Here is a 12,502-nt window from a genome sequence, read left to right as displayed (position 1 = left end):
GGGCCCGGTTCAGTTTGTGCAGCAGGAGCTGCTGGCGGGCTGAGCGGCCGGCGCGGGCGCGGGCGCGGCACAGCAGGACGAGTCACTGGCGGCCTGGTCCGTTGCGGCCGGGACGTCGCAGGAGGACGAGCCGCCGACGCCGGTGGAGCAGACCCCGGTCTCGGGGAGCACGAGCTGCACGTCTCGGGCGGCTTGACGATCACCGGCCAGCTCCGCGGCGATCGAGCGGACCTGTTCGTAGCCGGTGAGGAGTAGGAACGTGGGTGCTCGGCCGTAGGACTTCATCCCGGCGATGAAGAAGTTCGGCTCCGGATGCGCTAGCTCAGCGACGCCGTGCGGGGGCACGGAGCCGCAGGAGTGCAGGTTCGGGTCGATCAGCGGCGCGAGCGCCCGGGGCGCTTCGACGATGTCGTCGAGGCCGAGGCGGATCTCGCGGAGCATGTCGAGGTCGGGCCGGAACCCCGTCGCGTTCACCACGACGTCGACCGTCACCGCGAACGTCTCGCCCGCACGGCGGCCGACGACGGCGACTTGGTCACCGTCGGGACGGACGTCGTCGATCTCGAACGAGGCGATCTGCTGTACCTGACCGGACTCGACGAGCCCGTGGACGGTGGAACCGAGCTGCCCGCGGGCGGCGAGCCCGTCGGCGGCGTCCGCGCCGAGCCGGGCGGTACCGGCGTTCCGGACAGCCCACAGCAGCGTTGTGCCGGGCGCGTTTTTCGCGAGGGCGGCGAGCTTGATGAGCGTGTTCGCGGCGGAGTGGCCGGCCCCGACGACGAGGACCCGCTTCCCGGCGAACCGGGCCCGGTTTGTACCGAGCACGTCCGGAAGAGCGTGCACGACGCGGTCGCCGAGGTCCGCTGCCGGTGCGAGGCCGGCGGCGGTCAGCGGGTTCGGCGTCGTGTACGTGCCGGACGTGTCGACGACGGCGCGGGCGGTGACGTCTTCGACGCCGCTAGCGGTGTGGAGGCGTAGGAGGAACGGGGTGTCGGCGCGGCCGGTGGAGCGGGTGCGGTCCATGCCCCGCCGGGAGACCGCGTCGACGCGCACGCCGTACCGGATCACCGGCGTGAGCTCCGGGGTCTGGGCGAGGGGCTCGAGGTACTGGGTGACGAGGTCGTGCCCGGTCGGCAGCGACGACGGTCGGGGCTCGGTCCAGCCGGCGGGTTCGAGGAGCCGACGGGCAGCGTCGTCGATGACATACCGCCACGGGGAGAACAGTCGCGTGTGCCCCCATGCGCGGACTGACGTGCCGACCTGGTCACCGGCTTCGTAGATGACGACGGGCAAGCCCTGCTCGAGGAGGTGCGCGGCCGCGGCAAGGCCGACGGGGCCGGCGCCGATCACAGCGACGGGCAGCTCTGTGAGGCGGTCCGCGTCTGTCCGGGGCGGGACGGTGAGAGTGAGCGTCATGGTCTGCGGCTTCCTGGTCGTTACGCGGTTGCTTCGGTGGGCAGCAGCTCGGCGAGGAGCGTCTGGACGCGGTGCTTGATGTCGTCCCGGATGGGGCGGACGTCCTCGATGCCGCGGCCGGCGGGGTCGGTGAGGTCCCAGTCCTCGTACCGCTTGCCGGGGAAGATCGGGCACGCGTCACCGCAGCCCATGGTGATGACGGCGTCGGAGTCGCGGACGGCGTCGGTGGTGAGGATCTTCGGCTGGTTGCCGGCGATGTCGATGCCGTCTTCGGCCATCGCCTGGATCGCGATCGGGTTGATCTGGTCCTTCGGCTCACTGCCGGCGGAGAGGACCTCGACGCGGTCGCCGCCGAGGGCCTGCGCGTAGCCGGCGGCCATCTGGGAGCGTCCGGCGTTGTGGACGCAGACGAACAGGATCGTGGGCTTGTCACTCATGGGTGTGTGTCTTCCGGGTTCAGTGGATGAGGGTGAGCCAGCCGGCGAGGGCGGCGAGGGTGATGGCGAGGACGGGGATGGTGAGGACGATGCCGGTGCGGAAGTACTGCCCCCACCCGATGTGGATGCCCTTCTTCTCCAGTACGTGCAACCACAGCAGGGTCGCGAGGGAGCCGATGGGGGTGATCTTCGGGCCGAGGTCGGAGCCGATGACGTTGGCGTAGACCATCACCTCGTGCGTGAGCCCGGTCGCGCCGGCACCGCCGATGGCGAGGGCGGCGACGAGGACGGTGGGCATGTTGTTCATCAGGGAGGCGAGGATCGCGATCACGAACCCGACGCCGAGTGCGGTGACGAGGACCCCGTGGTCGCCGAATACGTCGAACAGCTTCGCGAGGTGGTCGGTGAGGCCCTGGTTCTGGAGGCCGTAGACGACGAGGTACATGCCGATGGAGAACAGCACGATCTGCCACGGCGCCTCCCGGATGGTCTTCCACACCGGAATCACCCGCCCCGACGGCGCACCCGGTCCGGTGCTGCCGGCGGTGACGGTGGCTGTGCCGCCCGTGCTGACGAGGACCGGCGCGGTCTCCGCGCGGGCGAAGAGGAACGCGGGCTGCCGGGCGGCAACGAGCACGATCACGACTGCTCCGACGCCGGCGACGGCGGCGAGGGGGACGCCGAGTGGGTCGGCGGCGAAGTAGCCGACGAGCAGTAGCGCGAGGACGACCCATCCGGCGCGGAACGTCGCCCGGTCCGTGATCGCAGCGGCGGGGCTGGTGAGGGCGAGGACGTCGTACCGCTTTGGGATGCTCCTGCCGAAGTAGAGCAGCAGCATGCCGAGGGAGGCGAGGACGGAAACGATGCCGACGGGGATCATGACGGCGGCGTACTCGGCGAAGCCGAGGTGGAAGTAGTCAGCGGAGACGATGTTGACCAGGTTCGACACCACCAGCGGCAGGCTGCCGGTGTCAGCGATGAACCCGGTGGCGAGGATGAACCCGAGCGCTGCCTTCTGCGGCATGTTCAGTGCCCGGAGCATCCCGACGACGATCGGGGTGAGGATCAGCGCGGCCCCGTCGTTGGCGAACACCGCGGCGATGACGGCGCCGAGGCCGACGATGAGGACGAACAGCAGCCGTCCGTTGCCGCGGCCCCAGCGGGCGACGTGAAGGGCAGCCCACTCGAAGAACCCGGCCTCGTCGAGGATCAACGAGATCAGTACCACCGCGACGAAGGTCAGGGTCGCGTTCCAGACGATCCCGACGACGGTCGGGATGTCGGAGAGGCCGACGACGGTGGTGGCGAGGGCGATGACGGCGCCGATGAGTGCGGTGTAGCCGATCGGGAACCCCTTGGGTTGCCAGATCACCACCACGAGCGTCGCGACGAAGATCGCCGCAGCGACCACAGCCATCACCATCAGGCGGTCACCGCAGCCTGGTCCACTGCAGCCTGGTTCGCGGCGGCGGCGGCGCGTTCCCAGCCCTGCGCGGCGACCTGCACGGCGTCCCACGGGGACCCGAGCGGCGGCGTGTAGGAGAGGTCGAGATCGATGACGTCGTCCACGGTGAGTTCCGCGTGGAGGGCGGTGGCGAACGTGTCGATGCGCTTGCTGATCTCCGCTGTCCGCTGACCGACGATCTGCGCACCGAGGAGCCGCCCGGTGGACTGGTCGCCGGTGACGCTGATCGTCAGCGGGACGGCGCCCGGGTAGTACCGCTTGTGGTCATCCGCCACCGTCACCCGCGTCAGCGGAGACACGTCCAGTGGGCCGGTCTCGTGCTGGCGGAGGCCGGTGCGGGCGGCGACGAGGTCGAACACCTTCACCACCTGCGTGCCCACCGAGCCTGCGAAGACCTTGCTGCCGCCGAGCATGTTCTCCCCGGCGACGCGGCCCTGCTTGTGCGCTGTCGTCCCGAGGGGCAGCCACGTGGTGCCGAGGTGGCGGTGGTGCGTCACGACGCAGTCGCCGGCCGCCCACACGTGCGGGACGCCGGTCCGCATGGATGCGTCGACGACGATCGCGCCGCCCTGCCCGAGCTGCACGCCGGCGGCGACGGCGAGGTCCGTGACCGGGTGCACGCCGACGCAGACCACGACGAGCGCGAACGTGCCCTCCGCGTCGCCGGACGTGGAGCTGGTGGCGACGCGCCACTGCCCACCGCCTGCCAGGGTGATCCCGGTGACGGTGGAACCCGTCAGCACGGTCGCGCCGTGGCGGCGGACTTCGGCGGTGACGAGGGTTCCGAGTTCCGGGTCGAGGGTGGAGAGCACTTCCGGTCCGCGCTGGATGAGTGTCGTGTCAAACCCACGGGCGACGAGTCCTTCGGTCATCTCGAGGCCGATGTAGCCGGCGCCGACGACCGCGACGCGGCTGCCCGCGGGCAGCTGCTCGAGGGCGGCGACGACCTGCTCGGCGTCAGTCATGGAGTGCAGCAGGTGGATGCCCGGTTCCCCGAACGGGACCCCGGCCGGGCGAGCCGGCGCGGCGCCGGTGCCGATCAGCAGCTCGTCGTAGGAGATCTCCTCCTCGCCGACGGGACCGGTGACGGTCAGCAAGCGACGGTCGACGTCGACGGCCGAGGCCCACGTCGAAGAACGCACAGTCATGCCGGCGGCTTCGAGGTCGGCGCGGGTGCGGTGCGCGAGGGACGCTTCCGTGGCGACGTCGCCGGACACCCAGTACGGGATGCCGCAGATGGAGAAGTTCGGGAACTCGTCCGCGAGCACCACCGTCACATCGGTGGTCGGGTCGAGTTCACGGGCGCGGAGCGCTGCGGCGATGCCGGCGTCACTGCCGCCGACGGCGAGGAGGTGAGTCATCAGGCTGGTCCTTCACGGATCGAGCGGGAGCCGGAACCCGGCGAGTACATCGAAGCACGTCGATATCGATGAGCGCAAATATAGACGCGTGTCGAAGTCCGTGGGAGGATGAGCAAATGACGATCGAGCTGCTTCCCATTCAGGACGTCACCGCGTGCTGCTCGCCCGTCACCACCGAGGCGATGGACCAGGCATCCGCCGAGGTCCTCGCGAAGTCGCTGAAGGCGATCGCGGACCCGGCGCGGCTCCGGCTGATCTCGATGGTCGCCGCGCACGACGGCGCCGAGGCATGCGTCTGCGACCTGCAGGAACCGCTCGGCCTGTCCCAGCCGACCGTGTCACACCACCTCAAGGTCCTCGTCGACGCCGGCATCCTGCACCGCGAAAAGCGCGGCACCTGGGCCTACTTCTCCCTCATCCCCGGCGCGCTCGAGTCCGTCGCAGCCCTGCTGACCTCGCCTGCCCGGTGAGCGAGTCCGGCGTCCGGCAGCCGATCAGCTAGCGAGACCGCTGGCGCGTCGGCGAACGGCGACAAGATGTTCGACCACCTCGAGTGACGCGCGCGCCGTCGGGGAGCCTCGTGCACCCACGTCGGCGACACGTAGTGGATCGGCCGACAGCTCCTGTCGTCGTCCGCCAGCAACCGTGTCTGACTGCCACCGAACGTCTCTGAAACACGGACACGAACACGTTGTTCGGCAGCACGGACGGGTCACGTTGACCAGGGTCGGCTGCGTCTTCGTGCGTCGCGAGGTGTCCGATCGCCAGACGATCAGTCGGGCTCGGACCTCACCGGCGGTCAGGTCATGGCCTGTTGCATGGACGCCAGGCCAGTTCGGGCCGGCAAGAGGCACACTGGCGGAATCGTGGAGTCAGCACCTTGTCACGCGTCGTCGACGATGGATCTCGAAAGGGCGCATCGGGAGCAGGCGGGATGACAATGACGTCACACTTGTCCCCGACGACGGTCGTGTCGATGCAGCAGAGCCGATGACACCCCTACAGTCATGATCACCGAGGGGGCGATGAGCGATGTCGTACGACTTGTACGTGTACGGGGACGAGCTGGACCCTGCGGCACTGCGGGCGGCCGCGCTCGTCACCGATCTGGTTGTCGAGGACGACTCGCCGTCGTTCACGGTCGTTCGCGGCGCTCGTCGCCGCTACTCGTTCACCGTCGAGCAGCCCGAGCGGATCGAGCCCGAGGACGTCCCAGAGGAGGTCACGACGGTCCTGCTCGGCGCGACGTCCTTGGTCGTCGTCCATGTCGAGGGGTCGGCGGACTCCGAAGTGCCGCACGCGATCCGGGCCGCCAGACGCATCGCCATGGCCATGCGAGGAGCCGTGCACGACGTTCAGACCGACGAGGTCCACCGCCGCGGAACCAGCAGGCCAGCGAAGCCATCTCGCGGCGCGATCGTCACGACCCTCAACATCAACTGGTGGGTTCGCACAGGCGGACTCGACCTCACATCAACCGCGGAGACGTTCTTCGAACTCGCTCGCAGGCACTTCCCGGACGCGCTTCCTCGCCGGTACGGCACGACGGAACCGCTTCAGCACCGGTGGGAACCCGGTGGGGCGGAAGCGTTCATCACCTCCCTCAACGAAGAGCCGATGGTTGGTGCCAGGACCTGGTGGACGGGGAGCGGCTCGGTGGCAGACGGGAGCCTCGGCTCGTCCTTCTGGGAGGACGCGGTGGTGACGTCCCACTCTCTGACGATCTTCGCGAACGCCCTCGACGACGTCCGTCACCGCGAATCCGTCGTGCGGTTGTTCGCCGCGTTCGCCAGCCGGATCGATGCCGTGTACGCATCCGCTTCGGTCCTGCACGGCGCGGAGTGGTCCGGTCGGCAGCTCTGGTCTCCCACGTCCGCCGAACGCGAGCTCGGTCTCGGCCCTCGTGGCATCTGGAAGGGGTTGCCGCCGACACCGACGTGGCTGTCGTGGTTCGGCACCGACTACGCCGACGAAATCGGCCCGCACCTCTCGTTCGGCTCGGTGCAACGCCACGACAGTGGCCTCTTCCACCGGTCCGCGATCGAGCCGGCCGATCGGGCCGACCTCGCACGACTGCTGACCCCCGCGACGCCGCCCGTCGGGCGGCGATGGTTCGGCCTCCGCGGGCCGCGACAGCGACGAGCACCCGAGCCCGAGTCGTGGCTGCCGATCGAGTACCTCGCCGTCACCTCGCAATCGGACCCGACTACATACCCGACAGCGGAATCCGCTCCGGTTCTTCCCCGGATGCTGCGGACGTGATGAACGCAAGACGGCGAAGACCCGATTGCACGAGAAGCGCACACGTCGATGGGCGATGGCCTACCGGGCCCGGGGCGCAGCTCCCGAAGGAGCGCGGACAAGCAAGATGAGCCTGCCCACCAGATCGGGGGCAGGCTCATCGGGGTCCGTGCTCTCAGCCCTGGAGGCCACCGAACGCCGCTGGGATCTCCTCAGGAGGGAGTGCCAGGAGCTGCTTCATGTCGCGTCCGGTGTCGTCCACGATGATCTCGTAACGACCTGCTTCCAGTTGGTCGTAGACCGCGTTGACGGCGAAGTCTGCCTCGATCATGGGGACCAAGCCCACGAACTCGGTGGACATCTCGGTGCGGACGAAGCCGAGGACGGTGTCAACGACATGGATGCTCTGCGGGAGCAGTTCGCTCCGCATCGAGTTCGTCGCGGACCACATCGCGGCTTTGGATGCACTGTAGGAGTGGAGCAGCGGCATCCAGGCTGCAGCAGACAGGACGTTCAAGACCGTCCCGCCGCCCTGGGCTGCCAGGACGGGCGCGAACGCCCGGGTCATCAGGACCGGGCCCCAGAAGTTGGTGTCCATGTCGGCGCGGATCGCGGCGATGTCACCAGTAGCGAGGGGAGCATGGTTCGCGATGCCGGCGTTGTTGATCACCAAGGTCACATCGTCGGCAATCTGAGCCGCGTCGAGGATGGTCTGCTCATCCGTGACGTCGATGCGCAGCGGGACAACGCGCGGATCCTCCGATGTCCCAGGCGTGCGCGACGCGGCGTAGACCTTCGAGGCGCCCCGCGCGAGGGCCTTCTCGAGGAAGACTGCTCCGAGGCCGCGGTTGGCGCCGGTGATGAGGACCGTGCTGTCAGCGATGTTCATGACTGTTCCCGTCCGTCTCCGGAATCGTTTCCGCAGACGTGCTCATGGTCCGCTTGAAGACCGTGCCCGCACCAGCGTGCTTTCACTGAGATTCGCTCCCCCACCAGTCTCAACAGTCGCTCGGTGAGTGAGACGGCCTGAGACGGGAGCGCCGTGGACGACAAGTCAGCGGAGCAGTCGGGAGCAGGGGAGACGGCCATGAACACCACTGTTGAACGATCAGGATGGGCACGCTTCTGGGATGACGGGCGGTGGTGGAAAGCACTCGTCCTCGCCGTCGGCTACCTCGCGATCTACGAGCCGGCCTCCCTGCTGATGGCACCCTTCGTGCCGTACATCGGCGACGAGGACTCAACCAGCTACGTGCTCGTGCTCATCGCCGTCCCGGTCCTCATCGGCGGGCTCGTCCTGGCGGGTTTCGGGGCAACCGTCCGGTGGCTGCGGAGCATCTTCGAGCGACATCCGATCCGCGGGCGAGGGTGGATGTGGATCGCGATCGGGGTCGTGCTGCGGTTCGCCAGTATCGACTACTCCGCCGCCTGTTCGCCCTCCTGCACGGGAGCAACCTCTTCACGGGTCAGGCACTCGGTCCCACGCTGCTGCAGATGGTCTACACGTTCTTCTTCGGCTTCTGCATGTACCTCGCGTTGCGGGTGACGCGCACGATCGTCGCGCCGATCCTGCTGCACGCCAGCACCGACCCCAGCATCTTCATGCAGGCACCCACCCGGTGACCGGCGGCCTCGCTTCCCTACGACACACACGGCACCACGACCAGACCGTGCTGTCCCACTCCGTCGGGGGCTCCTGAGCAGACGCGGAGCGTCCGCAGAACAGTCCTTCATCAGGCCGTACATCGCGCCGAACCGAAGTGACGAGGAGCCCGACCCTCATCTCCAGGATCGCTGGCGTCTCCCGAGTGGTGTCCAGCGAGTGAACACTGACAGCTCGGCGCGATCCTGAGGGGCCTCGAATGGCCCCGAAGGGGGCCGGGCTGTTTGTCTTCGACCAGCTCCAATCCTGGAGCACAGAAGGGGGAAGCACATGCATGCAAGGACCGCAGTCAAGGTCAGCATCACGGCGGTGGTCGCGGCGGTGTTCGCGCTGGCGACACCGCTCTCGGCGTCTGCAGACTCGTTCACGGGCAACAACGTCAACGCCGAGATCGGGACGAACCAGTGCACGGCGGTCAGCGTCGTCACGGTCGCGGAGGGGAATCCGGGCCAGAACGCGGAGATCTACGTCCAGCTCAAGAACTTCCCACACGGTGCCGACAAGTGCGCCTCGGCCGTCGCGCTCATGTACGTCAACACGAAGGGCGTCCTGTACGAGACGCCGTTCCGAGCCGCCACGGGGAGCGGGGACAACTCGGTCTCTGCGGTCGGGAAGCGGTGCCAGACGATCACCGAGGTCCGCCGCAAGGACGGGTCCTACTACACGGTGCGGCAGAACCGGTCGTCGACGCTCGCGGCCTGCTCGGGGCTCGTCCACCACGAGTGACCGGCTGCCGGGGCCGCGGTGACAAGGCTCGGCGACCCCCTGAGCCCACCCTTGACGAGTACCTCACCGCCTTCTTCGACACGGGGAACGAGCGGCAGCATGATGCCGGTCGGTCGTGGCCGAAGTCCTCCTAGGCTTCTGCCCATGCCATCGGACGCCCTCGCCGCCTACGGGCGCCGCGCTGCGGAGTACGCCGAGCACCTCGGGCTGATGAGTTCGGTGCACCCGTCCGACGTGCACCTCGTGACGACGTGGGCAGCCTCAGTCGAAGGCCCCCTGCTCGACGCCGGGAGCGGCCCCGGCCACTGGACAGCGCACCTCGCCGGGCAGGGCATCGACGTCCGAGGCGTCGATCAGGTCCCCGCCTTCATCGACCACGCGCGCAGCACCTACCCCGGGGTGCCGTTCTCGCTCGGGAGCATCGACGCCCTCCAGGACCCGGCCGACACGTACGGCGGCGTCCTCGCTTGGTACTCCCTGATCCATCACGAGCCGAGCGCGATCGCCCGCCCTCTCGACGAGTTCGCTCGGGTCCTCCGACCGGGCGGCCACCTCCTCGTGGGCTTCTTCCTCGGGGACGCCCTCGAACCGTTCGACCACGCGGTCGTCACCGCCTGGCGCTGGCCGGCCGACCTCCTCGCGCAGGAGCTCGAGGCCGCAGGCTTCGACCTCATCGAGACGCACACCCGCGCCGCTGCGAGTGGGACGCCGCGCCCTCACGGCGCGATCGTCGCGCGCCTGAAGGGCGCCGACCAGGCGCCCTTCTAGCGGCCGCCGGGCTCGAGCGTCACCCACTCCTCGTCGCGCACGTAGCCGACCACGTCGTTGGCGGCGAGGATCGCGGCGTTGTCGGCCGAGCCTCCAGTCCGGAACCGCGTGACACCGTCGGCGAGCAGCGCCAGCACCGACGCCGCCTTGGCGGCGACACCGAGACCCCGCCCGCGCCAGGTCGGGTGCACGACCGTGAAGTCGGTCTCGGCGTCCGCTCCGTCGACGTCGACGAACGTCATCGCGACCAGCTCTCCGCTCTCGAGGACCACGCCGAACGCCCGCCGCGACTGCGAGGGCGTCGCACGCTGCCGGTCGAGCGGCGTGTGCTGCGTCGCGACGCTGCCCGGGTAGTCACCGATCGTCAGGGCGTCGAGGGCCAGCACGGCGTCGACGTCGGCCTGGCTGAGCTCGCGCACCGAACCGACGTCGGCCGTCCGAGCAACGAGGGCCTGCAACCGAGGCTGATCGACAGCATGCGCGTCGAGTTGCGCGCCGAAGGACCGGGCGACGACAGTCCACCCCTGCGCCTCGAGCTCCGCTCGCTCCGGTGCGTCCGCGGGCAGGACCTTCATCGGGGCCACAGCAGCTCGAAGCGCTCGCACACGACGGGCATGTCCGGCGCGAAGCCGCGGGGGTTCTCGGAGTGCTCGCGCCAGTAGCGCTCGTGCGAGGACCGCCAGTAGGCGAGGGTCCGTTCGCCCTCTCCCTCGGCATGTGCGTGCTCGGCGTCGACCTGGTCGAACGGGACGATGGTGATCCTCGTGGTCACGAGCACGGCTCGGGGCTCCCCAGCGCCGTCGAGGATGACGCTGAGCTCGCCGACCTCGGGCAGCGGGTCGCCGCTCTCCTCGTAGTCCCACAGCGAGGACGCGGTCCCGTCCTTCACCCCGCGGAGCACGAGATCGAGCAGGGAGTCGGCGTGGTCCGGCGTCGCGCCGAAGGCCCAAGCGAGCGGGACGGCTTCCGGCAGGTCGGGGGACTCACGGCGGCGGGCTTCCCAGAAGGCGGGCAGGGACGGCGACGGTGCGATCACGGGGACCACGGTAGCGGGCGCCCGGTTGGCCACCATGGTGGGCGGCGACCAGCCGCCGGACGGGAGGCTCGGTGCCAGCCCGGTGGGAGCCTCCAGTCCGGCCCGTGCCCTGGACTGACACCGGGAGGTGTCGTGGCCGGTGAGGTCAGTCCGGCAGGTTGACGACCGCGGTCCGCAGGTCCAGCCGCCGGTGGTGATGTCCGTGGAGCAGTGCGCCTCGGGCGTGGTCCACGGTCAGTGCGACGGCACCCTCGACACTGGCAGCGTCCCCGAGCTCGCTCACCACGACGTCGAGGTCCGGCCGGTACCGCTGGACGGCAGCGCGGACACCCGGTGTCAGCACCGGGTTCCTGCCGACACCGCCGCCGAGGACCACGATGCCCGGGTCCACGACCGCCGCCAGGGTCAACGCGAGCTGACCGACGTCGTCGGCGTGCTGCTCCACGACTCCGCGGGCGACGGGGTTGCCGTCCGCAGCGGCGGTGAACAACTCCGGCACCGTGCGGGGTGGGTCGGTGGGTTCGTCCGACCAGGCCTCATGTGCGCGTTCGAGCAGCCGACCCGAGCCGAGGTAGCGCTCGAGGGCCCAGGCGTCCTCCTGGCGGCGGGACGGCCAACCGACGGGGACGGCGGAGACCTCGCCCGCGCCACCGTGCGCGCCGCGGAGCACTCGGCGACCGGCCACGATGCCCGCGCCGATGCGCACGCCGACCTGCAGGTAGACGAAGTCCTCCTGCCCACGAGCGGCGCCCTGCTCCATCTCGGCCAGCGCAGCGCAGTTCACGTTGTTCTCGAGCAGCACGGGGAGGCCACGAGGGACGCCGAGTGCCGGGAGCAACTCGTCGATGGGCGGAGCACCGGAGTTCGATCCGCCGTCACCGGACAGGTAGTCCGGGATCACCCGGGGCAGCGCGACCCCGGCCGCACGGAGTGGACCGTTGCCGTTCCCGACCGCGCGCCTGATCCGTTTGACCACCGAGCGGACCGCGTCCGTCCCGGTGTCGGTGGCCGCGAGGTCGACCGCGAACTCGGCGAGCACCCGGCCGTCGACACCGCGCGCCCGTGCGTGCACACGGGTGGACCCGACGTCGATCCCCATCAGCCAGCCAGCGGTGGGGGCGACGGCGTACACGGTGGCAGCCCGACCGAGCGCCCCCTGTGCGGTCCGGACGGCCTGGACGAGCCCGAGGTCGATGAGGCGTCCCACCGCGGTGCCGACCGTCGGGGCCGAGAGCGACGTGTTCCGGGCGACGAGGGGCCGGGTGGCTTCACCTTCGTCCACGATCACCGACAGGACCGCGCGTTCCGTGTCCGTCAGATCCGACTCGACGGTGATCTCCGCCATGCGACGCCCCTTGTTTCGTGTTCGTGAATTCTGTCAGGTCGTCC

At 69.6% G+C, this 12,502-nt stretch carries 13 protein-coding genes; 5 read left to right on the top strand and 8 right to left on the bottom strand.

From position 1 onward, the window contains the following. Positions 1-9: 9 nt before the first annotated feature. Genes OVA28_RS03830 through OVA28_RS03815 form a run of 4 tightly spaced genes read right to left on the bottom strand, consistent with a single transcriptional unit; the run spans position 10 to position 4,679 of the window. A complete protein-coding gene (locus OVA28_RS03830) occupies positions 10-1,416 on the bottom strand; it encodes an FAD-dependent oxidoreductase (protein ID WP_268095831.1) in 1,407 nt (468 codons plus the stop codon). A 20-nt stretch (positions 1,417-1,436) separates the two neighbouring features. Further along, positions 1,437-1,853, bottom strand: a complete 417-nt coding sequence (locus tag OVA28_RS03825; protein WP_268095830.1) for an arsenate reductase ArsC — start codon at positions 1,851-1,853, stop codon at positions 1,437-1,439. Between the two features lie 19 nt (positions 1,854-1,872). Next, positions 1,873-3,270 carry an arsenic transporter gene (locus OVA28_RS03820; protein ID WP_268095828.1) on the bottom strand — a complete coding sequence of 466 codons (1,398 nt, stop codon included), beginning with the start codon at positions 3,268-3,270 and terminating at the stop codon, positions 1,873-1,875. A 5-nt stretch (positions 3,271-3,275) separates the two neighbouring features. Beyond that, on the bottom strand, positions 3,276-4,679 hold the full coding sequence (locus OVA28_RS03815) for an FAD-dependent oxidoreductase (protein WP_268095827.1): 1,404 nt from the start codon (positions 4,677-4,679) through the stop codon (positions 3,276-3,278). Positions 4,680-4,795: 116 nt separating this feature from the next. Between OVA28_RS03815 and OVA28_RS03810 the strand changes: the two genes are divergently transcribed. After that, positions 4,796-5,149 (top strand): ArsR/SmtB family transcription factor, encoded by a 354-nt coding sequence (locus OVA28_RS03810; protein ID WP_268095826.1) that lies wholly within the window; start codon positions 4,796-4,798, stop codon positions 5,147-5,149. Between the two features lie 562 nt (positions 5,150-5,711). Next, positions 5,712-6,941 (top strand): hypothetical protein, encoded by a 1,230-nt coding sequence (locus OVA28_RS03805; protein ID WP_268095825.1) that lies wholly within the window; start codon positions 5,712-5,714, stop codon positions 6,939-6,941. 154 nt (positions 6,942-7,095) lie between these two features. On the opposite strand, the gene OVA28_RS03800 is transcribed toward OVA28_RS03805, so the two are convergent. Next, positions 7,096-7,809 (bottom strand): SDR family oxidoreductase, encoded by a 714-nt coding sequence (locus OVA28_RS03800; protein ID WP_268095824.1) that lies wholly within the window; start codon positions 7,807-7,809, stop codon positions 7,096-7,098. Between the two features lie 251 nt (positions 7,810-8,060). On the opposite strand from OVA28_RS03800, the gene OVA28_RS19090 reads away from it, so the two are divergent. From OVA28_RS19090 to OVA28_RS03785, 3 genes are all read left to right on the top strand, one after another. Beyond that, positions 8,061-8,543, top strand: a complete 483-nt coding sequence (locus tag OVA28_RS19090) for a CPBP family intramembrane glutamic endopeptidase (RefSeq protein ID WP_326493733.1) — start codon at positions 8,061-8,063, stop codon at positions 8,541-8,543. A gap of 310 nt (positions 8,544-8,853) precedes the next feature. Beyond that, positions 8,854-9,309: a hypothetical protein gene (locus OVA28_RS03790; RefSeq protein WP_268095822.1), complete on the top strand. Its 456-nt coding sequence runs from the start codon at positions 8,854-8,856 to the stop codon at positions 9,307-9,309. A gap of 144 nt (positions 9,310-9,453) precedes the next feature. Beyond that, the gene (locus OVA28_RS03785) at positions 9,454-10,077 is read left to right on the top strand and encodes a class I SAM-dependent methyltransferase (protein ID WP_268095821.1); all 624 of its coding nucleotides are present in this window, start codon (positions 9,454-9,456) and stop codon (positions 10,075-10,077) included. On the opposite strand, the gene OVA28_RS03780 is transcribed toward OVA28_RS03785, so the two are convergent. From OVA28_RS03780 to OVA28_RS03770, 3 genes are all read right to left on the bottom strand, one after another. Further along, a complete protein-coding gene (locus OVA28_RS03780; RefSeq protein WP_268095820.1) occupies positions 10,074-10,652 on the bottom strand; it encodes an acetyltransferase in 579 nt (192 codons plus the stop codon). The two genes, OVA28_RS03785 and OVA28_RS03780, sit on opposite strands and share 4 nt — an antisense overlap. After that, positions 10,649-11,122, bottom strand: a complete 474-nt coding sequence (locus tag OVA28_RS03775) for an ASCH domain-containing protein (RefSeq protein WP_442780819.1) — start codon at positions 11,120-11,122, stop codon at positions 10,649-10,651. Before OVA28_RS03775 ends, OVA28_RS03780 begins: the two co-directional genes overlap by 4 nt. 136 nt (positions 11,123-11,258) lie before the next feature. Next, positions 11,259-12,458 (bottom strand): ROK family transcriptional regulator, encoded by a 1,200-nt coding sequence (locus OVA28_RS03770; RefSeq protein ID WP_268095819.1) that lies wholly within the window; start codon positions 12,456-12,458, stop codon positions 11,259-11,261. Positions 12,459-12,502 lie beyond the last annotated feature (44 nt).

The organism is Curtobacterium sp. SL109, from assembly GCF_026672405.1.
Classification (GTDB): domain Bacteria; phylum Actinomycetota; class Actinomycetes; order Actinomycetales; family Microbacteriaceae; genus Curtobacterium.
This window is presented reverse-complemented; position numbering and strand designations above follow the sequence as displayed.

Bases quoted from the DNA above. Each gene is read 5' to 3' on its own strand.
- OVA28_RS03830 (WP_268095831.1), bottom strand. From the start codon at position 1,416: ATGACGCTCACTCTCACCGTCCCGCCCCGGACAGACGCGGACCGCCTC.
- OVA28_RS03825 (WP_268095830.1), bottom strand. From the start codon at position 1,853: ATGAGTGACAAGCCCACGATCCTGTTCGTCTGCGTCCACAACGCCGGA.
- OVA28_RS03820 (WP_268095828.1), bottom strand. From the start codon at position 3,270: ATGGCTGTGGTCGCTGCGGCGATCTTCGTCGCGACGCTCGTGGTGGTG.
- OVA28_RS03815 (WP_268095827.1), bottom strand. From the start codon at position 4,679: ATGACTCACCTCCTCGCCGTCGGCGGCAGTGACGCCGGCATCGCCGCA.
- OVA28_RS03810 (WP_268095826.1), top strand. From the start codon at position 4,796: ATGACGATCGAGCTGCTTCCCATTCAGGACGTCACCGCGTGCTGCTCG.
- OVA28_RS03805 (WP_268095825.1), top strand. From the start codon at position 5,712: ATGTCGTACGACTTGTACGTGTACGGGGACGAGCTGGACCCTGCGGCA.
- OVA28_RS03800 (WP_268095824.1), bottom strand. From the start codon at position 7,809: ATGAACATCGCTGACAGCACGGTCCTCATCACCGGCGCCAACCGCGGC.
- OVA28_RS03790 (WP_268095822.1), top strand. From the start codon at position 8,854: ATGCATGCAAGGACCGCAGTCAAGGTCAGCATCACGGCGGTGGTCGCG.
- OVA28_RS03785 (WP_268095821.1), top strand. From the start codon at position 9,454: ATGCCATCGGACGCCCTCGCCGCCTACGGGCGCCGCGCTGCGGAGTAC.
- OVA28_RS03780 (WP_268095820.1), bottom strand. From the start codon at position 10,652: ATGAAGGTCCTGCCCGCGGACGCACCGGAGCGAGCGGAGCTCGAGGCG.
- OVA28_RS03770 (WP_268095819.1), bottom strand. From the start codon at position 12,458: ATGGCGGAGATCACCGTCGAGTCGGATCTGACGGACACGGAACGCGCG.